The organism is Actinoplanes sp. NPDC051494, assembly GCF_044454705.1.
In the GTDB taxonomy this organism is placed as follows: Bacteria; Actinomycetota; Actinomycetes; order Mycobacteriales; family Micromonosporaceae; genus Actinoplanes.
Window position 1 is genome coordinate 619,328 of the sequence record NZ_JBITDZ010000001.1, and the last position, 23,264, is coordinate 642,591.

General features: G+C 71.0%; 28 protein-coding genes. 17 read left to right on the plus strand and 11 right to left on the minus strand.

Features of this window, described 5'->3' with window-relative positions; all coding sequences use genetic code 11:
- Nucleotides 1–7 precede the first annotated feature (7 nt).
- The gene (locus ACIA6A_RS02800; RefSeq protein WP_396095664.1) at nucleotides 8–958 is read right to left on the minus strand and encodes an SDR family NAD(P)-dependent oxidoreductase; all 951 of its coding nucleotides are present in this window, start codon (nucleotides 956–958) and stop codon (nucleotides 8–10) included.
- Nucleotides 959–988: 30 nt separating this feature from the next.
- Nucleotides 989–2,056, minus strand: coding sequence for an ATP-dependent DNA ligase (locus ACIA6A_RS02805; protein ID WP_396095665.1), 1,068 nt, complete (start codon nucleotides 2,054–2,056; stop codon nucleotides 989–991).
- Between the two features lie 75 nt (nucleotides 2,057–2,131).
- Between ACIA6A_RS02805 and ACIA6A_RS02810 the strand changes: the two genes are divergently transcribed.
- On the plus strand, nucleotides 2,132–3,694 hold the full coding sequence (locus tag ACIA6A_RS02810; RefSeq protein WP_396095666.1) for an alpha/beta hydrolase: 1,563 nt from the start codon (nucleotides 2,132–2,134) through the stop codon (nucleotides 3,692–3,694).
- Here ACIA6A_RS02810 and ACIA6A_RS02815 read toward each other — a convergent pair.
- Nucleotides 3,645–4,103 carry a potassium channel family protein gene (locus ACIA6A_RS02815; protein ID WP_396095667.1) on the minus strand — a complete coding sequence of 153 codons (459 nt, stop codon included), beginning with the start codon at nucleotides 4,101–4,103 and terminating at the stop codon, nucleotides 3,645–3,647. The two genes, ACIA6A_RS02810 and ACIA6A_RS02815, sit on opposite strands and share 50 nt — an antisense overlap.
- Between ACIA6A_RS02815 and ACIA6A_RS02820 the strand changes: the two genes are divergently transcribed.
- Nucleotides 4,102–4,581, plus strand: coding sequence for a GNAT family N-acetyltransferase (locus ACIA6A_RS02820; protein ID WP_396095668.1), 480 nt, complete (start codon nucleotides 4,102–4,104; stop codon nucleotides 4,579–4,581). The two genes, ACIA6A_RS02815 and ACIA6A_RS02820, sit on opposite strands and share 2 nt — an antisense overlap.
- Here the strand turns inward: ACIA6A_RS02820 and ligD are convergent.
- The 3 genes from ligD to ACIA6A_RS02835 all read right to left on the minus strand — a co-directional run bounded on the left by ligD (nucleotide 4,571) and on the right by ACIA6A_RS02835 (nucleotide 6,700).
- Nucleotides 4,571–5,593 (minus strand): non-homologous end-joining DNA ligase, encoded by a 1,023-nt coding sequence (ligD, locus tag ACIA6A_RS02825; protein ID WP_396095669.1) that lies wholly within the window; start codon nucleotides 5,591–5,593, stop codon nucleotides 4,571–4,573. The genes ACIA6A_RS02820 and ligD overlap by 11 nt on opposite strands.
- Before the next feature lie 67 nt (nucleotides 5,594–5,660).
- On the minus strand, nucleotides 5,661–6,137 hold the full coding sequence (locus ACIA6A_RS02830; RefSeq protein WP_396095670.1) for an LPXTG cell wall anchor domain-containing protein: 477 nt from the start codon (nucleotides 6,135–6,137) through the stop codon (nucleotides 5,661–5,663).
- 89 nt (nucleotides 6,138–6,226) lie between these two features.
- Nucleotides 6,227–6,700, minus strand: a complete 474-nt coding sequence (locus ACIA6A_RS02835; RefSeq protein WP_396095671.1) for a hypothetical protein — start codon at nucleotides 6,698–6,700, stop codon at nucleotides 6,227–6,229.
- A 68-nt stretch (nucleotides 6,701–6,768) separates the two neighbouring features.
- On the opposite strand from ACIA6A_RS02835, the gene msrB reads away from it, so the two are divergent.
- Nucleotides 6,769–7,173, plus strand: coding sequence for a peptide-methionine (R)-S-oxide reductase MsrB (msrB, locus tag ACIA6A_RS02840; RefSeq protein ID WP_396095672.1), 405 nt, complete (start codon nucleotides 6,769–6,771; stop codon nucleotides 7,171–7,173).
- Here msrB and ACIA6A_RS02845 read toward each other — a convergent pair.
- Nucleotides 7,154–7,327: a hypothetical protein gene (locus tag ACIA6A_RS02845; RefSeq protein ID WP_396095673.1), complete on the minus strand. Its 174-nt coding sequence runs from the start codon at nucleotides 7,325–7,327 to the stop codon at nucleotides 7,154–7,156. The two genes, msrB and ACIA6A_RS02845, sit on opposite strands and share 20 nt — an antisense overlap.
- Nucleotides 7,328–7,472: 145 nt before the next feature.
- Here ACIA6A_RS02845 and hemG point away from each other — a divergent pair, with 145 nt between their 5' ends.
- Nucleotides 7,473–8,876 carry a protoporphyrinogen oxidase gene (gene hemG, locus ACIA6A_RS02850; protein ID WP_396095674.1) on the plus strand — a complete coding sequence of 468 codons (1,404 nt, stop codon included), beginning with the start codon at nucleotides 7,473–7,475 and terminating at the stop codon, nucleotides 8,874–8,876.
- Entirely contained in the window at nucleotides 8,876–9,580 is a 705-nt protein-coding gene (hemQ, locus tag ACIA6A_RS02855; protein WP_396095675.1) for a hydrogen peroxide-dependent heme synthase, read from the plus strand. The genes hemG and hemQ overlap by 1 nt, the downstream gene beginning before the upstream one ends.
- A gap of 25 nt (nucleotides 9,581–9,605) precedes the next feature.
- On the opposite strand, the gene ACIA6A_RS02860 is transcribed toward hemQ, so the two are convergent.
- Complete coding sequence (locus ACIA6A_RS02860; RefSeq protein ID WP_396095676.1) at nucleotides 9,606–10,472, minus strand: NAD-dependent epimerase/dehydratase family protein; 867 nt, start codon at nucleotides 10,470–10,472, stop codon at nucleotides 9,606–9,608.
- An 84-nt stretch (nucleotides 10,473–10,556) separates the two neighbouring features.
- Here ACIA6A_RS02860 and ACIA6A_RS02865 point away from each other — a divergent pair, with 84 nt between their 5' ends.
- Complete coding sequence (locus ACIA6A_RS02865) at nucleotides 10,557–11,006, plus strand: MarR family winged helix-turn-helix transcriptional regulator (protein ID WP_396095677.1); 450 nt, start codon at nucleotides 10,557–10,559, stop codon at nucleotides 11,004–11,006.
- Here the strand turns inward: ACIA6A_RS02865 and ACIA6A_RS02870 are convergent.
- On the minus strand, nucleotides 11,003–11,446 hold the full coding sequence (locus tag ACIA6A_RS02870; protein WP_396095678.1) for a GNAT family N-acetyltransferase: 444 nt from the start codon (nucleotides 11,444–11,446) through the stop codon (nucleotides 11,003–11,005). The two genes, ACIA6A_RS02865 and ACIA6A_RS02870, sit on opposite strands and share 4 nt — an antisense overlap.
- 73 nt (nucleotides 11,447–11,519) lie before the next feature.
- Here ACIA6A_RS02870 and ACIA6A_RS02875 point away from each other — a divergent pair, with 73 nt between their 5' ends.
- The 6 genes from ACIA6A_RS02875 to ACIA6A_RS02900 all read left to right on the plus strand — a co-directional run bounded on the left by ACIA6A_RS02875 (nucleotide 11,520) and on the right by ACIA6A_RS02900 (nucleotide 14,344).
- The gene (locus ACIA6A_RS02875) at nucleotides 11,520–11,795 is read left to right on the plus strand and encodes an isoamylase early set domain-containing protein (protein WP_396095679.1); all 276 of its coding nucleotides are present in this window, start codon (nucleotides 11,520–11,522) and stop codon (nucleotides 11,793–11,795) included.
- Between the two features lie 73 nt (nucleotides 11,796–11,868).
- Nucleotides 11,869–12,474, plus strand: a complete 606-nt coding sequence (gene wrbA / locus ACIA6A_RS02880; protein WP_396095680.1) for an NAD(P)H:quinone oxidoreductase — start codon at nucleotides 11,869–11,871, stop codon at nucleotides 12,472–12,474.
- A 48-nt stretch (nucleotides 12,475–12,522) separates the two neighbouring features.
- Nucleotides 12,523–12,729: a DUF397 domain-containing protein gene (locus ACIA6A_RS02885; protein ID WP_396095681.1), complete on the plus strand. Its 207-nt coding sequence runs from the start codon at nucleotides 12,523–12,525 to the stop codon at nucleotides 12,727–12,729.
- Nucleotides 12,730–12,772: 43 nt separating this feature from the next.
- Entirely contained in the window at nucleotides 12,773–13,021 is a 249-nt protein-coding gene (locus ACIA6A_RS02890) for a hypothetical protein (protein ID WP_396095682.1), read from the plus strand.
- A 64-nt stretch (nucleotides 13,022–13,085) separates the two neighbouring features.
- Nucleotides 13,086–13,883 carry a thymidylate synthase gene (locus ACIA6A_RS02895; RefSeq protein WP_396095683.1) on the plus strand — a complete coding sequence of 266 codons (798 nt, stop codon included), beginning with the start codon at nucleotides 13,086–13,088 and terminating at the stop codon, nucleotides 13,881–13,883.
- Nucleotides 13,880–14,344: a dihydrofolate reductase gene (locus ACIA6A_RS02900; RefSeq protein ID WP_396095684.1), complete on the plus strand. Its 465-nt coding sequence runs from the start codon at nucleotides 13,880–13,882 to the stop codon at nucleotides 14,342–14,344. Before ACIA6A_RS02895 ends, ACIA6A_RS02900 begins: the two co-directional genes overlap by 4 nt.
- Here the strand turns inward: ACIA6A_RS02900 and hemE are convergent.
- Complete coding sequence (hemE, locus tag ACIA6A_RS02905; RefSeq protein WP_396095685.1) at nucleotides 14,328–15,356, minus strand: uroporphyrinogen decarboxylase; 1,029 nt, start codon at nucleotides 15,354–15,356, stop codon at nucleotides 14,328–14,330. The genes ACIA6A_RS02900 and hemE overlap by 17 nt on opposite strands.
- Nucleotides 15,357–15,442: 86 nt before the next feature.
- Between hemE and ACIA6A_RS02910 the strand changes: the two genes are divergently transcribed.
- Nucleotides 15,443–16,012: a DUF3000 domain-containing protein gene (locus ACIA6A_RS02910; protein WP_396095686.1), complete on the plus strand. Its 570-nt coding sequence runs from the start codon at nucleotides 15,443–15,445 to the stop codon at nucleotides 16,010–16,012.
- Nucleotides 16,013–16,087: 75 nt separating this feature from the next.
- Here ACIA6A_RS02910 and ACIA6A_RS02915 read toward each other — a convergent pair whose 3' ends face one another.
- The gene (locus ACIA6A_RS02915; RefSeq protein ID WP_396095687.1) at nucleotides 16,088–17,065 is read right to left on the minus strand and encodes a S1C family serine protease; all 978 of its coding nucleotides are present in this window, start codon (nucleotides 17,063–17,065) and stop codon (nucleotides 16,088–16,090) included.
- A 258-nt stretch (nucleotides 17,066–17,323) separates the two neighbouring features.
- On the opposite strand from ACIA6A_RS02915, the gene ACIA6A_RS02920 reads away from it, so the two are divergent.
- From ACIA6A_RS02920 to ACIA6A_RS02935, 4 genes are all read left to right on the plus strand, one after another.
- The gene (locus tag ACIA6A_RS02920; RefSeq protein ID WP_396095688.1) at nucleotides 17,324–18,676 is read left to right on the plus strand and encodes an HRDC domain-containing protein; all 1,353 of its coding nucleotides are present in this window, start codon (nucleotides 17,324–17,326) and stop codon (nucleotides 18,674–18,676) included.
- 105 nt (nucleotides 18,677–18,781) lie between these two features.
- Complete coding sequence (locus ACIA6A_RS02925; RefSeq protein WP_396095689.1) at nucleotides 18,782–19,978, plus strand: thiolase family protein; 1,197 nt, start codon at nucleotides 18,782–18,784, stop codon at nucleotides 19,976–19,978.
- Nucleotides 19,975–22,044, plus strand: a complete 2,070-nt coding sequence (locus ACIA6A_RS02930) for a 3-hydroxyacyl-CoA dehydrogenase NAD-binding domain-containing protein (RefSeq protein WP_396095690.1) — start codon at nucleotides 19,975–19,977, stop codon at nucleotides 22,042–22,044. Before ACIA6A_RS02925 ends, ACIA6A_RS02930 begins: the two co-directional genes overlap by 4 nt.
- Nucleotides 22,045–22,202: 158 nt before the next feature.
- Complete coding sequence (locus ACIA6A_RS02935) at nucleotides 22,203–23,255, plus strand: hypothetical protein (protein ID WP_396095691.1); 1,053 nt, start codon at nucleotides 22,203–22,205, stop codon at nucleotides 23,253–23,255.
- The last annotated feature ends 9 nt before the right edge of the window (nucleotides 23,256–23,264 follow it).

Sequence of the window (23,264 nt, forward strand, 5' to 3'; positions counted from 1 at the left end):
CAGCGGGTCAGGGACGGGAGGAGGAGCGCGTTTGACGCTGGCGCAGAGCCAGGGCAGCGGCGGCCGCGGTCAGGCCGATGCCGGCGCCCAGGACGGACCGGCCGAGGCGCAGCGGGCCACCCTCGGTCCGGGGGGCCGGGCCGAGGACGTTGCCGGTGCCGGGCGGGGTGGGGCGCCGGGCCAGGCCGAAACGGCTCATCAGGGGGCCGACCAGGGCGTCGAAGACGGGTGGCAGGGCGGTGAAGCCGAACTCGGTGACGAGGTTGACCGCTCCGACCGACAGGGAGCGCCGGGGGCGGTCGGCGAGGCGGACGACGGCCGCGCCCATCCGGGCGGCGCTGTCCACGGGCGGGGGCGGGCGGCCCACGAAGCCCGCGTAGTTCGCCGCGCTGGTGTAGATGGGGGTGTTCACGCTGCCCGGGATGAGTTCGCAGACGTGGATGTCCGGGGCGTCGCGGGTTTCCTGGCGCAGCGTGCGCAGCAGACCGCGCTGGCCCCATTTGGCGGTCACGTAGGCCGACATCCAGGGGGCGGTGATGTGGGCGAGCAGCGAGCTGCACATGATCAGCGTGCCGTGGCCCTGTGCCCGGAAGACCCGCAGGGCCGCGCGGGCCACGTTCGCCGGGCCCAGCAGATCGGTGGTGACCGTCTTGTCGAAGATGTGCGGGGGGAGGTCCTCGAAACGGCCGTAAGCCATGACAGCGGCGGAGTCGGCCCACACGTCGATGCGTCCGAAAGCGTCCACCGCGGCGTCGGCCAGGTCCTCCACCTCGGCTCGTACGGTCACGTCGGTGGGGACCACCAGGGCTGAGCCGCCGCAGTCGGCCGCGACCCTCTCCAGGTCGGCGATGCCCCGGGCGGCGAGCACGACCTTGTCGCCGCGGGCCGCGAACGCCAGCGCGGCGGCTCTGCCGATCCCGCTGGACCCACCGGTGAGAACCACTACACGTGACGTCATGGGACAGCTCTCTACCCCGCCGGACGCCGGTCAGTCACTCGTCAGCACATCGGCGAGGTTGAAGCGGACCGGGCGCTCCAATTGGGCGTAGGTGCACGACTCCGGGGTCCGGTCCGGGCGCCAGCGTTCGAACTGGGCCGTGTGCCGGAAACGCACCCCCTCCATGTAGTCGTAGCGGACCTCGACCACGCGTTCCGGGCGCAACGGGACGAACGACAGGTCCTTGCCCGCGTTCCACCGGCTCTGCTCGTTGCGGCGCGGGGTGCGCTCGCCGCTCTCGTGGGCGGCCCAGTTCCAGGGGTGGCCCTCGAACGTCGTGACCAGGGGCTGCAGGTCGGCGAAGAGTTCCTGGCGCACGGCCATCGGGAAGGCCCCGATGACCCCCACGGAGGCCAGCGTGCCGCTGTCGTCGAAGAGGCCGAGCAGCAGTGAGCCGATCCGGTCGGCGCCGGACTTGTGCAGGCGGTAGCCGGCCACGACACAGTCCGCGGTGCGCTTGTGCTTGATCTTCGTCATGACCCGTTTGTCCGGCTGATAGGTGAGGCCGGGGTCCTTGGCGATGAGCCCGTCGAGACCGGCGCCCTCGAACTCGGCGAACCAGCGCTGGGCGGTCGGCTCGTCGCGGGTGATGGGGGTGGTGTGGATCGGCGGGGCCGCCGCCGCGAGGGCCCGGTCGAGCATTTCCCGGCGCTCGATGAACGGGCGGTCCGTGAGGTCCTCGTCGCCGAGCGCGAGCAGGTCGAACGCGACGAAACTGGCCGGAGTGGTCCCCGCGAGCAGTGTGACCCGGCTGGCCGCCGGGTGGATGCGTTGCTGCAGTGCCTCGAAGTCGAGGGTGTTGCGGGCGGTGTCGGCGACGATGATCTCGCCGTCGATGACCGCCCGGTCCGGGAAGTTGGCGAGGACCGCCGCCACCACCTCGGGGAAATAGCGGGTCATCGGCTTCTCGTTGCGGCTGCCGATCTCCACCTCGGGGCCGTCCCGGAAGATGATCGAGCGGAAGCCGTCCCATTTGGGCTCGTAGCACTGGCCCGGCGGGATGTCCGCGACCGGCTTGGCGAGCATCGGCTTGACGGGCGGGTTGATCGGCAACTCCATACCGGCATCGTCCCCCGTGCCCGGGATCCGCACCGCCCCACGCGCCGAGATCTTCAGAAAACGTAGGCTGGGTGCATGCGTACCCCCCGCCTGGTCGTAGCCTCCCTGGTCGCGGCGGTCGTCGTGACCGCCGGTTGCACGCTGCCGGTCTTCGCGCCCGAGGACGACGACGCCGCGCCCACCGTCGGTGGCAGCGCGCCGCCCGCCGTGCCGGGCACCCAGGCGCAGTGGACCGCGTGCCCCGAGGTGCCCACCGACCTGGTCGGCCAGGGTGCGTCCGGGATGACGTACGACTGCGCGTCCGTCGCCGTGCCGCAGGACTGGAACAACCCGCAGAGCGGTGAGACGTACGAGGTCGCGATGATCCGGATCCGGTCGGACCGGCAGACCGCCCGCACCGGTTCGCTGCTGATCAACCCCGGGGGTCCGGGTGGTTCCGGCATCGACACCGCGGTCTACCTGTCGTACGGGCAGACGTTCGGTGGCCTGCCCACCGAGATCACCGACAAGTTCGACCTGATCGGCTTCGATCCGCGCGGCGTGGGCCGGTCCAGTCCGGTGAAGTGCATCAGCAACGCCGACCAGGACGCGTCGTTCGGGATGCAACCGGACCCGGAGTCGGACGCGGAGTTCCAGGAGGTCGTCGCGCTGAATCAGAAGATCGCGCAGGACTGCGGCCAGAAGTACGGCGACAAGCTCGCCAATTTCAGCACCGAGCAGGCCGCCCGGGACATGGACGCGCTGCGCACCGCGGTCGGCGACGAGAAGATGACCTACCTCGGATTCTCGTACGGGACGTTGCTCGGCGCGACGTACGCCCAGCTCTACCCGGACAAGATCCGGGCGCTGGTGCTCGACGGCGCGGTCGACCCGAAGCAGGACATGGTCGACTCCTCGGAGACCCAGGCCAAGGGCTTCGAGCGGGCGTTCACGAACTTCACCGCCTGGTGCAAGGCGCAGGGGGCGCGCTGCCCGATCGCCGACGACCCGCGCAAGGCCGTCACGGATGCGATGGCCAAGGCCGACGCGTCGCCGTTGCGGGGTGCGGACGGGCGGGAGGCCACCGCCGGCTGGATCTTCCTGTCGGTGATCTCGTCGCTGTACACCGAGACGTCCTGGCTGCCGCTGGCCCGCGCGCTCGACGGCCTGCGCGGTGGTGACCCGGAGGGCGTCTTCAAACTGGCCGACGCGTATGCCGACCGGAAGCCGGACGGCACGTACTCCAACCTGTTCGACGCGAACTACGCGGTCAACTGCGCGGACTCGAGCGAGACGCTGACCGTGGACCGGGTCCGCCAGTTGCAGTCCGAGTGGCGTACCAAATATCCGTTGTTCGGCGCTTCGATGGCGATCGGCATGCTGTCGTGCGCGTTCTGGCCGGCGAAGCGGGATCCGTACCCGACCGGCGCGGCCACCGGCGCCCCGCCGATCGTGGTGGTGGGCACGACCGGCGACCCCGCCACGCCGTACGAGAACACCGCCGAACTTGCTTCGATGCTCGGCACCGGGCAGGTCCTGACCTGGGAGGGTGAGGGTCACACCGCGTATCCGAGCACCTCGTGCATCCGGGACGCGGTCGACAAGTACCTCATCGATCTCCAGGTGCCGCAGGTGGGGCTGCGCTGCCCGGCGAAGTGACGCCGTCGCGTTCGGCCAGTTCCTCCAGGAGCCGGCGGACCAGGCGCAGGTTCTGTTTGAGTTCCTCCTGCTCCTCGTGACCGAACGCGTCCTCGTCGACGATGAGCTTGCTGGCGAAGTGCGCCGTGATCAGCGGCACCACGATCAGCACCATGATCGAGATGAGCAGGGCCGCCATCACGCGGCCCTGCCAGGTCTCGGGTGAGATGTCGCCGTAACCGACGGTCGACGCGGTGACGACCGCCCACCACATCGAGTCGCCGAACGTCGCCCCCTCCTCGAAGAAGTGGTACAGCACACCACAGACGACGATCAGCATCAGGTACGACAGGATCAACGTCCGTGGAGAGTTCGCGAGATAGACAAGTCCCCGGTAGACGCCTCGGAACGGCGCGAGCAGCTTCCGCATGAGCCCACTGTGTCAACCTTGGCCGGTGAATGAACCGACCTTCCGGATCGCAACCAGAGCCGACCTTCCAGCCGTGCTCACCCTGCTGGCCGACGACGACATCGGCCGGACCAGGGAGACCGAGGCCTCCGATGCCCGTTACTGGGCGGCGTTCGAGGCGATCGACGCGGATCCGCGCAACGAGCTGATCGTGGCCGAGGCCGGTGGCGAGGTGGTGGGCACCTGTCAGTTGACGTTCACCCCGTCGCTGAGCCGCGGCGGCTCGGAGCGGATGACCATCGAGGCGGTGCGGATCCATTCCGGCCTGCGGGGACGGGGTCTCGGCGGTGACCTGATCCGGTGGGTCCTGGAGCGGGGCCGGGAGCGGGGGTGCGGGCTGGCCCAGCTGACCACCGACAAGCGCCGCGCCGACGCCCACCGGTTCTACGACCGGCTGGGCTTCGCCGCCTCGCACGAAGGCTTCAAGATCAATCTTTAGTACGGGCCCGGGACGGCTGGACCCGCATCGGCTCGCCCGGCATCTTGGGGTGGTCGGGCGGGTACGGCAGGTCCCCCTGCCCCGCCTTCTCGTCGCGGGCGGACCATTCCAGCAACGGCGTCAGGTCGTACGCGATGTCGTCGATCCCGGCGTGCGGATCCCCCACCGTGGCGATCCGGGCGGGCACCGTGCGCAGGTCGAAGTCGTCGGGTTCCACCGCGGTGAGCTCGTCCCAGGTGACCGGCGTCGAGACGGTGGCCCGGGCGTTGGCGCGCAGCGAGTACGCGCAGGCGATGGTCCGGTCCCGGGCCATCTGGTTGTAGTCGAGGAAGACCCGCTGTCCGCGTTCCTCCTTCCACCACGAGGTGGTGATCCGGTCGGGGTCGCGTCGTTCCACCTCCCGGGCCAGCGCGATCGCGGCCCGGCGGACCTCGACGAACGACCATTGCGGGCGGATCCGTGCGTAGACGTGCACGCCCCGGCCGCCGGAGGTCTTGGGGTATCCCTGCCAGCCGAGGTCGGCGAGCACCTCGCGGACCACCCCGGCGGTCCGGACCACGTCGCCGAAGTCGTTGCCGGGCTGCGGGTCCAGGTCGATGCGCAGTTCGTCGGGGTGCTCGGCGGCGGCGCCCCGGACCGGCCACGGGTGGAACACGATCGTGCCCATCTGGGCGGCCCAGGCCACGTGCGCGAGGTCGGCCGGGCACAGCTCGTCGGCCGTACGCCCGCTGGGGAACGTGATGGTCGCGGTCTCGATCCAGGGTGGCACGCCGCGGGTGGGGATGCGTTTCTGGAAGAACGTCTCCCCGTCGAGCCCGTCGGGGAAGCGTTGCAGCGTGGTGGGCCGGTCGTGCAGGGCGCGCATGATGCCGTCGCCGACGGCGAGGTAGTACTCGAAGACGTCCCGCTTCGTGTACCCCTGCTGCGGGAAGACGACCTTGTCGGGGCTGCTGAGGCGGACGGGCCGGCCCGCGACCTCGATCTCTTCGGCGGGCGACCGGGAAGCTGCCATGCCAACGACGATAACGGCCGCCCTCCCCCGGTGCGGGGGAGAGCGGCCGTGTCGCGGATGCGGATCGTCAGGCGTTGCGACGGCGGCTGGCGTAGACAGCGCCCGCGCCACCGGCGATCAGGACCGCGCCGACCGCGACGATCAGGCCCATCGGGGCACCGGTCACCGGCAGGTGGGGCGATTCGTTGTCGGGGCTGACGCCCCTACCGGTGGTCGGGGAGACCGACGGCGTCGGGGAGACCGTGTCCACGCTGGCGCTCGGGGTCGGCGCCGTGGTCGGGGCCTCGCTTCCGTAGCCGCTGCCGCCGCGGGTCGGCGTCGTGGTGGGGCTGTCGGTCGGGGCCGCGGAGCCGTAGCCGTAGCCGCAGTCCTCGCCGCGCTCCTCGGAGGCGCAGGACGGGGTGGTCATGACCACGGGGAGGTTGACCCGGGTCGCGGCCTCGTCACCGGTCGCCGCGGCGGGCGCTCCGGTGAGAGCGAGTGCGGCGAAGGCGATGACGCCGGCCACGGGCAGACCCGCGGCCAACCGGCGCGTGAAACTCATGAGGAGAATTCCGTTCTGTAGCGTTTTAGGGCATTGGTCCGGTGGAGTTTAGCGTTTCTCGTCCGATATGCACGTAGCGCCCCGGTTCATCACGTTGGAACACCCCCGAACCTGTGGCTGCGCCACTGGTGGGACAGCGCGAAGACCTTGAGCTCGAACTGGGGGTCAGCGGCGAAGAGCTCCCCGCTGTACGGGGCCTGGAGCTGCACGCTCGACCCGGAGTCCAGATAGACGGAGACGACCGTGCGGGCACCCCGGCGTTCGGCCCGCAGATCGACGACCGAGCTCCACGGTTCGACCGCGGCACCGAACAGCGTGACGGTGCGGATGCCGTCCGCGCCGAGCTCCGTACCGAATCGCGGACGCACCAGCAGACCGGCCAGGGCACCGGCGGCCGGCGTCCCGACGGCCAGCAGCGGCCACATCCAGACCGGTGGCGCGACGAACCCGGCCGTCGCGAGGATCACCGACGTGGTGATCAGGACGACGGCGGTGACCGCACCCAGATAGAGACCGCGACCGAGTGCCTGCTGCCAGGTCGGCCGGAAGAGCGCTGCTTCCATGCCCAGCTCAACGGCCCTGGGAGAGCGGGAAGCCGCACCACACGTGCGGCCCGACGTACCGTTGGGGTATGGCAACCGAAGAGACAACCGTGCCGACCACCGAGGATGAGTGGAAGGTCCGCCTGACAGCCGATGAGTTCCGCGTGCTGCGCCTCGCGGGCACGGAGCGACCCTGGTCCGGTGAGTACGTGAACACCAAGACCGAGGGCATGTACAAGTGCCGGGGCTGCGGCGCGGAGCTGTACCCCAGCGACACCAAGTTCGACTCCCACTGCGGCTGGCCGTCGTTCGACGACGCCATCCCGGGAGCCGTGAAGGAGATCGACGACTACAGTGGCGGCATGGTGCGCACGGAGATCCGGTGCGCACGCTGCGACGGCCACCTGGGCCACGTGTTCAAGGGCGAGATGATGACGCCGAAGAACACCCGGCACTGCGTGAACAGCCTGTCGATCACCCTCGACCCGAAGTAATCGGATCGGGCTGCGTCGCCCACCACTCCGAGGGGACCATCTCGTAGACCTCCTGGGCGAGGTCCTTGAGATGATCCCCGGTGGCGTGCCCGTGGTGGGCGTCCGCGAGTCCCTTGAGGCGCATGTACCACTCGGCCAACTGTTCAACGGTCACAGAAACCTGATAGTCCATGCGCCGAGAGTAATGCCCCCGGCGGGACCTTCGACCCTGCCCCGCCGGGCCGGATCACGACAAGATCATTGACGTGCCGCTCACATCGAACGACCCCGGTGGCCACCGGACGCCGCGACCTGACAGGGTGGGGACCGTGCGAAAGCGGGTAGCGGTGATCGGCGGCGGGATCGCCGGACTGGCCGCCGCGGTGCGTGTCCGCGACCGGGCCCCGGCCGACACCGAGATCATCGTGTACGAGATGTCCGGCCGCCTCGGTGGCAAGCTGCGCACCGGCGAGATCGCGGGCACCCAGGTCGAGCGCGGCGCCGAGTCGATGCTGATGAGCGCCCCCGACGGCACCGAGTCCGCGGCGGTCCGCTTCGCCCGGCGACTCGGCCTCGGCGACTCCCTCGTGCACCCGGCGCCCGTCCCCGCCGCGCTCGCGATCGGCGGCAAGCTCGAGAAGGTGCCGGCCGGCACGCTGATCGGGGTGCCCGGCGACCTCAGCGCCCTCGGTCCGGTCGCCACCGTCGCGGCGGGCGCCGACCGCGACGAGGGCCACCCACTGCTCGCCGCCGGAGCGGACATCTCCGTCGGCGACCTGGTCCGGTCCCGGTTCGGCGACGAGGTCGCCGACCGCCTGGTCGACCCGATGCTCGGCGGGGTCTACGCGGGCCGGGCCGACCGGCTCTCGCTGGCCACCACGATGCCCGCGCTGGCCCGCACGGCCCGCGTCGAACACACCCTCGCCGGTGCGGTCCGGGCCGCTCAGGCCGCTTCGGTACGCGTTCCCGGGCGCCCGGTCTTCGCCGCCCCGGCCGGCGGCATGAGCAGCCTGATCGGCGCCGCCGCCACCGCGTCCGGCGCCCGGATCAGCCTGGGCCTGCCGGTGCGCGAGCTGATCCGCACCGCGCACGGCTGGCGGCTGCTGCTCGGCCCGGTGCCCGCCCCGCAGACCGACGACGTCGACGCCGTGGTGCTGGCCGTGCCCGCCGCCCCGGCCGCCCGGCTGCTCGCCGGCGTCGACCTCTCCGCCGCCGCCGAGGTCGAGACGCTGTCCTACGCGAGCGTCGTGCTGGCCTCGTTCGCGCTGCCCACCGGCACCGCGCTGCCCGGCCTCTCCGGCTTCCTCGTGCCGCCGAGCGAGGGCACGCTGGTCAAGGCGGCCACGTTCGTCACACGCAAATGGACGAACCTGGACCGCGCGGACGGCCCGGTGGTCGTGCGCGTCTCCCTCGGCCGCGACGGCGAGGAGCAGCGACTGCAGTACGACGACGCCGTGCTGGCCGCCACCGCGCACGCCGAGCTGGGCCGGTTGATCGGCGCCGAGCTGCCCCCGCCGGCCGCGATGTGGGTGCAGCGCTGGGGCGGCGGGCTCCCGCAGTACACCCCCGGGCACCTCGACCGCGTCGCCCTCGCCCGGGCGGCCCTGCACGACCATCCCGGCCTCGCGCTGGCCGGGGCCGCGTTCGACGGTGTCGGCGTACCCGCCTGTGTGGCCAGCGGTGAGGCCGCCGCCGATGACATCCTGAAACACCTGGAGGACTGATGAGCGAGCCGCAGAGCAACGCCGCCCGGATCAACGAGCTGAACGCCACGATCCGGTACACCATGTGGTCGGTCTTCAAGGCCACCACGCCGCTGCCCGCGTTGCGCGACGAGCTGGCCGGCGAGGTCGACTCGCTGTTCGAGCAGCTCGACGGCAAGGACGTCACGGTCCGCGGCACCTACGACGTCTCCGGTCTGCGCGCCGACGCCGACATCCTCGTCTGGTGGCACTCGAGCTCGTCGGACGCGCTGCAGGACGCGTACGGATTGTTCCGCCGCACCGCCCTGGGCCGCCACCTGGAACCGGTGTGGTCCCAGATGGCGCTGCACCGCCCGGCCGAGTTCAACAAGAGCCACCTGCCGGCGTTCCTGGCCGGCGAGGAGGCACACCCCTACATCTGCGTCTACCCGTTCGTCCGTTCCTACGAGTGGTATCTGCTGCCCGACGAGGAGCGCCGCGCCATGCTCGCCGAGCACGGCCGGATGGCCCGCGGCTACCCGGACGTGCGGGCGAACACGGTCGCGTCGTTCGCGCTCGGCGACTACGAGTGGATCCTGGCGTTCGAGGCCGACGAGCTGCATCGCATCGTCGACCTGATGCGTGACCTGCGCCCGTCCCGCGCCCGCCTGCACGTACGCGAGGAGGTCCCGTTCTACACGGGCCGCCGCCGCTCGGTCGCCGAGATCGTCACCGCCCTGCCGTAAAGAACGTCGTCAGCCGCCGGTCACGTCAGGCATTGGCGGCCTGCCACGCGGCGTAGTACGTGGCCATGCCGGCGATCGGGCCGGCGTGCCGGGGCGTCCAGCCGAGTTCGCGGCGGGCCTTGGCACTGTTGACCCGTTCGTCCTGGTCGGCCGCCTGCTCCAGCCACTCCTCCGGGCTGATCGGGTGCACGGTGACCTCGCCGGCGTGCCCGGCGGCCCGGAACGCCGCGGTGAACACCTCCAGCGCCGGCGGCGGGTTCTCCTCCCCGATCACGAAGATGTCACCGAGCGGCGCGTCCGCACGTTCGACGATCCGCACGTACGCCTCGGCGAGGTCGTCGACGTGCACGAAGGACCACCGCTTGTCCTTGTCCCCCACGAACCGGGGCGCGGCGAACCAGCGTCCGAGCTGGGAGGTCCGGGAGTCGTGGCCGTACAGGAACGCGGGGCGCACGATCGTGTGCGGGAGCCCGGAGGCGATCAGTTCCCGTTCCAGCTGGTATCGGAAGTGCAGCGGGTTGTCCGGGCTCGACGGTGACTCCTCGTCCAGCTCCGGGGTGTCCACCCGGCCGTGCAGCGAGATCCCGGTCGTGTAGACGAGGTGCCGGGGCGCCGCGACGAGTTCGGCGATGAGGGCGCGGTCGCTGCCGGCCGGGTCGGCGTAGTCCATCGCGGTGTGCACGACCACGTCGGCGTCCCACAGGTGTTCCCGGTAACCCGCGGGGTCGGCGAGCTCGCCCGCGACCGGCCGGATCTCGGCGGCGGCCAGAGCCCGGGCGCCGGCCCCGGCAAGGTCCCGGGTGAGCCCGGTGACGTCGTGACCCCGGCGGCGCAGGGCGGTGGCGATGCGGTGGCCGGCGTAACCGGTCGCTCCGATGACAAGAACCTTCATGTCGTTCCTCCCGACCATATGCGTGCGTGCGCACGCAAGCTAATAATGCTTGCGCACGCACGCTTCAGGCAAGAGGATGGCCCTGTGACCGAGCCGACCAGCCTGAACGCCGCCGACGAACTGCTCTGGGCCTCGCTCGGCCGCGCGGTCCACCTGCTGCCGCGGACCCTCGACGCCGACATGGTCAAGGCCACCGGGCTGTCGATGACCGAGTACGCGGTGTTGTACAGCCTCGCCCGCACCCCCGACCGGCGGATGCGGATGACCGACCTCGCCGCCGCGACCGGCCTCTCCGCCAGCCGGATCAGCCGGGTCGCCGACCACCTGGCGAGCCACGGCCTGCTCAGCAAACAGCGTTCCGAGGGGGACGCCCGCAGCTCGGTGGCGTTGCTCAGCGACGCGGGCCTGCGCCGCCAGCGCGAGGCCGACGCGCACCACGTGGCCATCGCCCGCCGCCGGGTCCTCGACCTCGTCGACCCCGCCCACCGCGAGGCGGTCGGCGTGGCACTCGAACGGATAGCCGACAGCGCCTAGGCGTTCTGCCCGGGTCGGCGCATCGGGACGTGCGGGATGTCGTCCTCGAGGAATTCCGGACCGGCGACCTCGAAACCGAACCGGGCATAGAAACCCGCCGCGTACGACTGGGAGTCCAGCACGCTCGGCCGGTCGCCGACCAGGGTGAGCGCGTGCTCCATGAGCCGGCTCGCGTGACCGCCCTTGCGTGCGGCCGGGGCGGCGATGACGCGCCCGATCCGCCGGACGTCGCCGTCGTCGAGGACGCGCAGGTAGGCCAGGATCTCGTCGCCCTCCGACAGCCATACGTGCCGTGTGGCCGGCTCGGTGTCGCGCCCGTCGAGGTCCGGGTACGGGCACTTCTGCTCGACCACGAAGACGTCGACCCGCAGCTTGAGGATGGCGTACAGCGTGTGGACGTCCAGATCGGCGAACGAGGAGACGTGGATCTCGGAAGGCATCCGCAGATTTTACGCGTGACTTCTCGTATCCTCTGGCGTTGTCCTCATAGGAGAGCATCGTCCGGGAGTAAAGATGATCAAGCGGAGCAAGCTGTTCGGCAACAAGACCCGGGTGACGTTCTGCCTGCCCAAGGGCGCTCCGGCGGGGACCGTCAGCGTGGTCGGCACGTTCAACGGCTGGGAGCCGGGGCTGCACGAGCTCAAGGACCGCCGGGACGGCACCCGCACGGTGACGCTGCGACTGGACCCGGGTCACTACCAGTTCCGCTACCTCGCCAGCGACGGCGTCTGGATGGACGACGAGCACGCCGACGGCGTCGGGCCGCACGGCAGCGAGTTGCTTCTCTGACGTTTCACCCTCCCCCGCACGGGAACGCTCCTAGGGTTAGTTGACGTTGCAAACAACTACCAGAGGGGTTCTCGTGGCGAATGTGAAGCTGGCGATCATCTACTACTCGTCCACCGGCACGATCCACGGCATGGCGGAACGACTCCAGCAGGCCGGCGAGAAGGCCGGGGCCGAGGTGCGGCTGCGCCAGGTCGCCGAACTCGCCCCGGAGGAGGCCATCGCCTCCAACACGGCCTGGAGCCAGCACTTCGACCGGACCAAGAACGAGCCGAAGGCCACCGCGGACGACATCGTGTGGGCCGACGCGGTACTGCTGGGCACCCCGACCCGCTACGGCAACGTGGCGAGCCAGCTCAAGCAGTACCTCGACACGCTCGGCGCCCAGTGGGGCCAGGGCCTGCTGGCGAACAAGGCGTACGCGGGCTTCACCGCCAGCCAGACCGCGCACGGCGGCCAGGAGTCGACCCTGCTGGCGCTCTACAACTCGATCTACCACTTCGGCGGCGTCATCGTGCCGCCCGGCTACACCGACCCGTTGAAGTTCGCCGACGGCAACCCGTACGGCGTCTCGCACGTCACCGGCGCGACCAACGACGCCCCGGTCCCCGACGAGGTGACCGCGGCCCTCGACCACCTGGCCACCCGGATCATCACCATCGCGGCCAAGCTCAAGGACTGAGCACCACTAAAGGGTGAGTGTTTCGGCGGTGCTGGCACACTGTGCGCCGTGGTTAAGAAGTTTGAGTCAGATCTGACCGGTGCCGTGTGGCGCCGCAGTGCGACGTCCGAGGACGCGGCCGTGGAGGTCGCGTTGCTCGACAACGGGGTGGCGGTGCGGGACTCCCGCCACCCGGAGGGCGATGTGCTCTTCTTCACGCCGGCCGAGTGGGACGCCTTCGTCGGGGGCGCCAAAGACGGTGAATTCGACCTGTAGCGATATCAACCCGAACAAGCTTCACTTAACGTACGGTTGCCCCATGAGCAACTACGATGGTTCTGAGCTCCTCAAGAAAGTGGAGCGGTACGAGGCTGCCGTCAAGGAGCTGGAGGGCGCCCACGAGGACGTCAAGGACGTCCTGATCGAGGCGATCCTGTTCGACCGCTGGCAAATGCTCGGCACGCAGCTCGGCTTCACCGCCGAGGCACCCCGCAAGGAAGAGTCCAACGGCGACCTCGCCCAGCTCAACCAGCAGATCTCCGCGATGAGCGACGCTTGGTCCCGCTGACGTGTGACCCGCGCCGCCCCGGCCCTCAGCGGCCAGGGGCGGCGCGGCGTATTACCGTGTCGCCATGGCCGACACCCAGTACGAAGAGCTGCTGCGCCGCGTCCTCGAGACCGGCACACCCAAGGCGGACCGCACCGGTACGGGCACGGTCAGCCTCTTCGGCGAGCGCCTGCGCTACGACCTGTCCAAGGGCTTCCCGCTGGTCACCACGAAGCGGGTGCACTTCAAGTCGGTCGCGGTCGAGCTGCTGTGGTTCCTGCGCGGCGACAGCAACGTCCAGTGGCTGCGCGAGCAGGGCGTCACCATCTGGGACGAGTGGGCCGACGGCAACGGCGAGCTGGGCCCGGTGTACGGCAAGCAGTGGCGCTCCTGGCCCACCCCGGACGGCGGCCACACCGACCAGATCACCGACCTGCTCGCCACGCTGAAGCGCGACCCCGACTCCCGCCGCATGATCGTGTCGGCGTGGAACGTCGCCCAGCTGCCCGAGATGGCCCTCGCGCCCTGCCACGCGATGTTCCAGTTCTACGTCGCGGACGGCCGGCTCTCCTGCCAGCTGTACCAGCGCAGCGCCGACATGTTCCTCGGCGTGCCGTTCAACATCGCCAGCTACGCGCTGCTGACCCACCTGATCGCGGCGCAGACCGGCCTGATCCCCGGCGACTTCGTCTGGGTCGGCGGCGACTGTCACGTCTACTCCAACCACGTCGAGCAGGTCCGCGAACAGCTCACCCGGGACGCGTACGAGCTCCCCACCCTGAAGCTGGCTCCCGCGCCCTCGCTGTTCGACTACCGGTTCGAGGACTTCACGCTCGAGAACTACCAGCACCATCCGGCTCTGCGGGCGCCGGTCGCGGTATGACGATCCACATGATCTGGGCCGAGGCCCAGGGGCGGGTGATCGGCGCCCGGGGTGAGATCCCGTGGCGGATCCCCGGCGAGCAGAAGACGTTCCGGGAGCGCACGATGGGCGCCACCGTCGTCATGGGCCGGGCCACCTGGGAGTCGCTGCCCGAGAAGGTGCGGCCGCTGCCGGGGCGCCGCAACGTGGTCCTGACCCGCCGCACCGGCTGGAGTGCCGCGGGGGCCGAGGTGCTGGGATCGATCGACGAGCTGCTCGCGCGGCACGACGACTTCTGGGTGATGGGCGGTGCCGAGGTCTACGCCGCCCTGCTCCCCCACGCCGGCCACCTCGTGCGTACCCGGATCGACCTGGCCGTCGACGGTGACACCTTCGCCCCCGAGCTGGGCCCGGAATGGGAGGTCACCGGGACTCAGGTCGCTGAACAGTACGTCGTGGAGGACCTCACACGGAGTGGATAAGCTCCACCAGGCGGGTCAGCACGCCGGGGTCGGTCTCCGGCATGACGCCGTGGCCGAGGTTGAAGACGTGCCCGCGGGCGGCCCTGCCCTGCTCGAGCACCCGGCGGGCCTCCCGCTCGACGACCTCCCACGGCGCGAACAGGATCGCCGGGTCCAGGTTGCCCTGCAGCGAGTGGCCCGGGCCGACGATCGCCGCCGCGCGGTCCATCGGGGTGCGCCAGTCGACGCCCACGACGTCCGCACCCGCCTCGCCCATCGCCTCCAGCAGCACCGCCGTGCCGACACCGAAGTGGATCCGCGGCACGCCGGCCGACTCCAGCCCGCTCAGCACCCGCGCCGAATGCGGCATGACGAACTCGCGGTAATCCGCCTCCGACAGCGCGCCGGCCCACGAGTCGAACAGCTGCACCGCACTCACCCCCGCCGCCACCTGCACGCGCAGGAACGTCAGCGTGATGTCGGCCAGGCGGCTGAGCAGGTCGTGCCACAGCTGCGGCTCGCCGTACATCATCGCCTTGGTCTTGAGGTAGGTCCTGGACGGTCCGCCCTCGATCAGGTAGCTGGCCAGGGTGAACGGCGCCCCGGCGAACCCGATCAGCGGCGTCGCGCCCAGCTCGGGCAGCAGCAGCCGCACCGCCTCGGCGACATAGTCCACGTCGGCCGGGGTGAGCGGCCGCACCCGGGCCACGTCGGCGGCGGTGCGGATCGGCTCGGCCACCACCGGCCCGGTCCCGGCGACGATGTCCAGGTCGATCCCGGCCGCCGCGAGCGGCACCACGATGTCGCTGAACAGGATCGCCGCGTCGACGTCGTGCCGGCGCACCGGCTGCAGCGTGATCTCGGTGACCAGATCGGGGCGGCGGCAGGACTCCAGCATCCCGACCCCCGCGCGGATCTTGCGGTATTCCGGCAGGGACCGGCCGGCCTGACGCATGAACCAGACCGGGGTCCGGGGAACCTCCAGGCCCCGACAGGCACGGACGAGGGCGGAGTCGGCGGGAGAGTTGCTCACCCGCGACATCGTGCCACGTGAGTGAACGGGAGCGTGCGGCGCGCCGCGCACGTTCACAAGGCAGTGATCGGCATACCCTTCCTTCTATGGCGCCTACGTCCGCTGCACCCGAGGCGTTCACCCGCGCTGTGTCCGGGTTACGGGCCGCTGCTCCGCGTGACGAGATCCTCCTGGAAGAGGCCGCCGCGCCGCAGCGGCTGGCACCGTACGCCTTCGCGCTCACCGCCTCGGTGCTGCGCGACGGCGAAGAGGTGGCGAGCGGCCGGCTGATCCTGCTGCACGACCCCGACGGGCACGAGGCCTGGCGGGGCAACCTGCGGCTGGTGACCCTCATCACCGCCGAGCTGGAGTCCGACCTGGCCGGCGATCCGCTGCTGCCCGCGGTCGCCTGGACCTGGCTCACCGACGGCCTGGAACAGCACGCCGCGGCCTACACCGCGATCGGCGGCACGATCACCCAGACCGCGTCGACCCGGTTCGGTGAGCTGGCCGGCCCGCTCCCGACCGCCGACCTGGAGATGCGAGCCTCCTGGACGCCGACCTCCGACGACCTGGGCGCCCACCTGCAGGGCTGGTGCACGATGCTGGCCTCGACGGCGGGCCTGCCCCCACCCGGCGTCACGTCGTTCAACCGGCAGCGTGCCTCGGCTCCCTGATCCGGCGCCCCGCCCGCCGGCGGGGGCAGCGGCGTCCCACTCCCCGGGCGGGCATCCGCCGAAAAGGATCAGCGATCAGCACACGTCGAAGGTGTCACAGGCGGTCTTGATCGGTACGGCCAAGCCGATGCCCTCGGCGTCCCGGGCCTTCGCGGTGGCCAGCCCGATGACCTCGTCCGCGCTGTTGACCACCGGCCCGCCGGAGTTGCCCGGGTTGATCGGGGCGTCGAACTGGATCGACGGCCCGTCGGAGTCGTCCGGCCGGTACGCGCTGACCACACCCGTGGTGACCGTGTCCTCGAGGCCCAGCGGGGTGCCCACCACCACGACCTGCTGGCCCGGCTTCACGGTCTCCTTGGCGACCTCGAGCCCGGCGATCTTCTTGCTGGTCCGCAGCAGGGCGATGTCCTTGCCCTTGCTGACCTTGACGATCGTGGCGGCCAGCTCGTCCTTGCCGCGTTCCAGGAAGATCTTCTTGTCGCCGGCCTCCCACACGGACTCCACCACGTGGTAGTTCGTGAGCAGGTCGGTCTGGTTCCCGTCCGGGTCGCCGACCGCGAACGCCGTACCCGTGAAGTTGCCGGCCCGGACCCGGAAGACACTCGGCAGCACCGACGACGAGATGGCCTCCGGGTCGAAGACCCCGGCTAGCTTCTTCTCCAGCTTCTCGGCGCGGTCGGCGAGTGCGGTCGCCTGTTGCTGCGACGCGCTGATCTGCGCGGTCAGCCGGGTGTCGGCCCGTTCGAGGCGCCAGGCCAGGAATCCACCGCCGCCGAGCAGCACCAGCGCCAGCAGCGTGGGCATCGCCCGGCCGCGGCGCCGGGGCTCGACCGGCTCACTGACCAGCGCGTACGGCGCACCGCCGGCGGACGAGGCCAGGTAGGGCCCCGGCTCGCGGCGGGCGGGCCGCGGATGCCCTATGCGCGGCGGGGGTGCCGCGGGCCGGGCGGCCGTCGCCCACTCGCCGGACGGGTGGTCGGGCAGGCTCAGCAGCGGGTCCTGTGGCGCCCGGCGCTGGCCCGGCACCCCGAAAGGGTCGTAGGCGGTGGTCACTGTGCCATCCTTCGCATGCCCTCCTGGCCCTCGCCCCCACGGCCGTCGCCGGCTACCGGCGGGTGATGCTCGGTGCGGTCGGTCATGCAGCAACTCCCGAATACTCGACGCTCCGGTGGGTAGTACGAACGAAACGGCTCCGCGGACGGGTCTCGGGGAGGCTTTTTCGCCAGGGTTTTGCCAGGGAAGTCGATCGAGCGCCGACGCGCCGGTACCCGGCTGCACACGCATGGGTGGGTACCCCCGTACGGTTACGGTGTGACCGACGATGCACCCCTGCGCCGTCGGGACGCGCCGGACCACGCACAAGACGGACCGCACGAAGTGCCGCCCGACCCGACGTCTGGCGGTCCCGACCCTGCGCTCGCTGCCGAGACCGCTGCTCCAGCGGAGCTCGACGCCGAGCCTGTCCGCACTTCCATCCCCCTCATCGCGCCCCGTGACGGCACGCCGCAGCCGGTGGAGACCGCCGCCGAGCTGGCCGAGATCGTCGCGCGGATGGCCGCCGGCACCGGTCCGGTCGCCGTCGACGCCGAGCGCGCGTCCGGATACCGCTACACCCAGCGCGCCTATCTGATCCAGCTGCGCCGCGAGGGCGCCGGCACGGTGCTGATCGATCCGATGCCGCTGGACGACCTGCACACGCTCGACGAGGCGCTGGCCGACACCGAGTGGGTGCTGCACGCCGCCAGCCAGGACCTCGCGTGCCTGGCCGAGATCGGCATGAAGCCCCGCAAGCTGTTCGACACCGAGCTCGCCGCCCGCCTCGCCGGGTTCGAGCGGGTCGGGCTGGCCGCGCTCACCGAGCAGCTCCTGGGCTACTCGCTGGAGAAGCACCACTCGGCCGCGGACTGGTCCACCCGCCCGCTGCCCGAGTCGTGGCTGACCTACGCGGCGCTCGACGTCGAGCTGCTCACCGACCTGCGGGACCTGCTCGCCACCGAGCTCGAGAACCAGGGCAAGGCCGAGTGGGCCGCCGAGGAGTTCGCCGCCCTGGTGGCGAGCGCCGACCGGCCCCCGCGCACCCGCCCCGACCCCTGGCGCCGGACCTCCGGAATACACCGTGTCCGTGGTGCCCGCGCCCAGTCCCGGGTCCGCGCCCTCTGGTACGCCCGCGACGGGGTCGCCTCGCGGCGCGACTCGGCGCCGGGCCGGGTCCTGCCCGACTCGGCGATCATCGCCGCGGCCGAGCTGGACCCCAAGGAGGAGCGCGCGCTGCTGGGCCTGCCCGGCTTCGGTGGCCGTTCGGTGCGCCGCCTCGCCCGGGTCTGGCTGGACGCGCTGGATGTCGCCCGCACGCTCGGCGACGAGGAGCTGCCGGTCAACCAGCCGGTCGAGGGCCCGCCCCCGCCGCACCGCTGGGCGGAACGCGATCCGGTCGCGGCGGCCCGGCTGCAGCGCTGCCGTCAGGTCGTGATCGCCACCGCCGAGTCGCACACCCTCCCGCCGGAGAACCTGATCAGCCCGGACTTCATCCGCCGGCTGGCCTGGTCGCCGCCGGCCGAGGTCACCGCCGCGACGGTCGGCGACGTGCTGCGCGGTTTCGGGGCCCGGGAGTGGCAGATCGGCCTGATCGCGGAGCAGATCGCCACGGTCCTGCCGGAGGCCTGAGCCGAGGTTACGAATCGGTTTCCCGAGCGGGTGGCCCCGGGTACTTACCGGCGAGTAACATTGCCGTGTCAACGCCCTGGGTTCACGCCTGCAAGGAGGCTCGTTGTGCCCCGAGTAAGTCGCGAGGTCGTCTTCGTCGACGGCGTCCGCACCCCGTTCGGCAAGGCCGGCGGCATGTACGCCGAGACCCGTGCCGACGATCTGGTCATCCGTTGCATCCGTGAGCTGATGCGCCGCAACCCGCAGCTCCCGCCCGAGAAGGTGGACGAGGTCGCGATCGCGGCCACCACCCAGACCGGCGACCAGGGCCTGACCATCGGCCGTACCGCCGCCCTGCTCTCCGGCCTGCCCAAGACCGTGCCCGGCTACGCCATCGACCGGATGTGCGCCGGCGCCATGACCGCGGTGACCAACGTCGCCGGCGGCATCGCCATGGGCGCCTACGACGTCGCCATCGCGGGCGGCGTCGAGCACATGGGCCACCACCCGATGGGTGAGGGCGTCGACCCCAACCCGCGGATCCTGGCCGAGAAGCTCGTCGACCCGTCCGCGCTGGTCATGGGCAGCACCGCCGAGAACCTGCACGACCGGCTGCCGACCATCACCAAGGAGCGCGTCGACGCGTACGGCCTCGCCTCGCAGGAGAAGACGGCCAAGGCGTACGCGAACGGCAAGCTGCAGCCCGACATGGTGCCGGTGGCGATCCGCAGCGCCGAGCAGGGCTGGGGCCTGGCCACGGTCGACGAGGCGCCCCGCGAGACCTCGATGGAGAAGCTCGCCACCCTGAAGACCCCGTTCCGCCCGCACGGCAAGGTCACCGCCGGCAACGCGGCGGGCCTCAACGACGGCGCCACCGCGGCCCTGCTGGCCGACGAGGAGACCGCCCGCGAGCTCGGCCTGCCGATCGCGATGCGGCTGGTCTCCTACGGTTTCGTCGGCGTCGAGCCCGAGATCATGGGGTACGGCCCGATCCCGTCGACCGAGCGTGCCCTGCGCCTCGCCGGGCTCACCATCGACGACATCGGCCTGTTCGAGCTGAACGAGGCGTTCGCCGTGCAGGTGCTGGCGTTCCTCGACCACTACGGCATCGCGGACGACGACCCCCGGGTCAACCCGTGGGGCGGCGCGATCGCCATCGGCCACCCGCTCGCCTCCTCCGGCGTGCGGCTGATGACGCAGCTGGCCCGGCACTTCGCGGAGCACCCCGAGGTCCGCTACGGCATCAACGCCATGTGCATCGGCATCGGCATGGGCGGAACGGTCATCTGGGAGAACCCCCACTGGGAAGGAAACGACAAGTGACGGCGCTCCCGGACTACCCCAACGAGGTCGTGACCAAGGCCCTCGTCCGGCTGGTACGCGTACCCGGGCTGGACAAGCCCGCCGCGCTCATCACGCTGGACAACGGCCTCGACTACAAGAAACCGAACAGTTTCGGGCCGGCCGGGCTGGCGTCGCTGGACGAGGCGATCACCAAGGCCACCGAGGCGGAGCCGGCGTTCATCGCGCTGACCGGCAAGCCGTACATCTTCTGTGTCGGCGCCGACATCACCGGCATGCCGTTCATCACCCAGCGCGACCAGGCGGTAGCCCTCGGCGAGCTGGGCCATCGGGTCTTCGCGCGTCTCAAGAACTCAGCGATCCCGACGTTCGCGTTCATCAACGGCGCGGCGCTCGGCGGTGGCCTCGAGGTCTCCCTGCACTGCCACTACCGCACGGTCTCCGGCGGCGCGGCGGCCCTGGGCCTGCCCGAGGTCGCGATCGGCCTGGTCCCCGGCTGGGGCGGCAGCCAGCTGCTGCCCAACCTGATCGGCGTGCCCGGGGCGGCGCAGGTCATCCTGCAGAACCCGCTCACCCAGAAGGTGCTGCGCCCGAAGCAGGCCCGCGAGCTGGGCGTCGCCGACGTGCTGTTCGAGCCGGCCGACTTCCTGGAGCGCTCGCTCGAATGGGCCGCCGGCGTGGTCCAGGGTTCCGTGACCGTGGAGCGCCCCGAGGTCGACAAGGACATGTGGGAGGGCGTGCTCTTCTTCGCGAAGCAGCAGCTCGACGAGCGGCTGCACGGCGCTGTCCCGTCCGCCAACAAGGCGCTCGAGCTGCTCGCGCTGGCCAAGGAGGCGACGTTCGAGGACGGCACCGCCGCCGAGACCCAGGCGCTCGCCGACCTGATCATGGGCGACGAGTCCCGGGCCAGCCTGTACGCGTTCGACCTGGTCCAGCGCCGCGCGAAGCGCCCGGTAGGCGTACCGGACAAGGGTCTGGCCCGCAAGGTCACCAAGGTCGGCATCGTCGGCGCCGGTCTCATGGCCTCCCAGCTGGCGTTGCTCTTCGCCCGTCGCCTCCAGGTGCCGGTGGTGCTCACCGACCTCGACCAGACCCGGGTCGACAAGGGCGTCGAGTACGTCCACGGCCAGATCGCCAAGCTGGCGTCCAAGGGCCGGCTCGACGAGGGCACCGCGGCGAAACTGCGCGGCCTGGTCAGCGGCTCGGTCGACAAGTCCGCGTTCGCCGGCGCCGAGTTCGTCATCGAGGCCGTCTTCGAGAACCTCGAGCTCAAGAAGCAGATCTGGGCCGAGCTGGAGAAGATCGTCGCACCCGACGCGATCCTGGCGACCAACACCTCGTCGCTGTCGGTGACCGACATGGCCGCCGACCTCGAACACCCCGAGCGGGTCGTCGGCTTCCACTTCTTCAACCCGGTGGCCGTACTCCCGCTCCTGGAGATCATCAAGGGCGAGCGCACCGACGACGCCACGCTGGCCACCGCGTTCGCGGTCGGCAAGGAACTGCGCAAGTCGTCCGTGCTGGTCAAGGACGCCCCGGCGTTCGTGGTCAACCGGCTGCTGACCCGCTTCACCAGCGAGGTCTTCACCGCCATCGACGCCGGCACCCCGCTGTCGGTCGTCGACTCGGCACTCGACCCGCTGGGCCTGCCCATGCGCCCGATCGCGCTGCTCCAGCTCGTCGGCCCGGCGGTGGCCTACCACGTCGGCGAGACGCTGCACGCGGCCTACCCGGACCGCTTCGCCTCGTCGCCGAACCTGGCCAGGATCGTCGAGGCGGGCCTCCCGCTGATGGCCGACGACGAGATCAACCCCGCGGTGGTCGAGCTCATCGACGCCGGCGACACGCCGTTGACCGCCGATGAGGTACGCACGAAGGCGCTCGACGCGCTGGCCGAGGAGATCCGCCTCATGCTGGACGAGGGCGTCGTGGCCGAGGCGCAGGACATCGACCTGTGCATGATCCTCGGTGCGGGCTGGCCGTTCCACCTCGGTGGCGTCACGCCGTACCTCGACCGCAGCGGCACCTCCGAAAGAGTGACCGGAAAGCGGTTCCTGCCCCGGGGAGTCGCAAGCCTCCCGGCCTGACCGCAAGCGAACCGGATGCCCCCTTCCCAGCTCAGGCGTAGGGGGCATCCGGCGTTTCCCGGCCGTTCGGTCTGCCATGCTCCGCAGAACAGGGGAACACAGGGCAAGCTCAGTGCGACTAAGCTGCCACGTGCCGTAGTCGATCTCATGGAGCGTTGATGTCCCAGCCGCCCAACCAGCCGCCCTACCCGGACGGCGAGCCCTACAACCAGCCCGGCTCGGGTCAGCCCTATGGCTCTCAGCCGCCCCAGGGTTCGCAGCCGCCCTACGGCTCCCAGCCCCCGTACGGTTCGCAGCCCCCGTACGGCTCGCAGCCGCCTTACGGTTCGCAGCCGCCATACGGATCTCAGCCCGAGCAGCCGTCTTATGGCGGGCAGCCCACCTCCGGGCAGCCGTACGGCCAGCCCAACCCCGACGTGCCGACCTCGGTGCCCCCGGGCTACCCGCCCCAGCCCGACTACGGTCAGCAGACCGGCTACGGCCAGCAGCCGGGTTACCCGGGTGCCGCCCCGCTCGGTGCCCCACCGTTCGGCGCCCCGCCGAAGAAGAAGTCCCGGGCCCTGCCGATCATCCTGATCTCGATCGCCGTGGTCCTGGTCCTCTGCGTCGGCGGCGTCACCGCGATCGTCCTGGTGGCCCGCAACACCTCCGACAAGGTCGCCGACGCGATCTCCTCGGCCGCACCCACCACGCGCCCGACCACCGACACCACGGTCCCGACGACGGACCCGACCGAGGACTCCTCCTCGTCGACCATCACCGTGGTCGAGCCCAAGACCCTGGGCGGACGCCCGAAGCTGACGGACCCGCAGTTCGAGGGCGCGGCCGACCAGCTGGAAGAGGGCCTCAAGGAGGTCCCGGACGCCACCGAGACGGTCGGCGCCCTGTACGGCACCCCGGCCGACCAGGACATCATCATCGTCGCCGCGGCCGCCGCCGAGATCGCCGACCCGGAGACCGAACTCGAGAACACGTTCCTCGGGGCGGGCATCGGTGGCCTCAAGCTGACCGACATCACCGAGGCCGGCACCGGCGACCTGGGTGGCACAGCCAAATGCGGCAAGGGCGCGGCGGGCGGCGCCGACCTGATCATGTGCGGCTGGGCCGACGAGGGCAGTATCGGCTGGGTGATTTTCTACTTCAAGACCATGAAGTCCGCGAAGGCCGAATTCCCCAAGCTCCGCGCGCAGGTCGAGAAGAAGTCAAACTAACGGGATAGT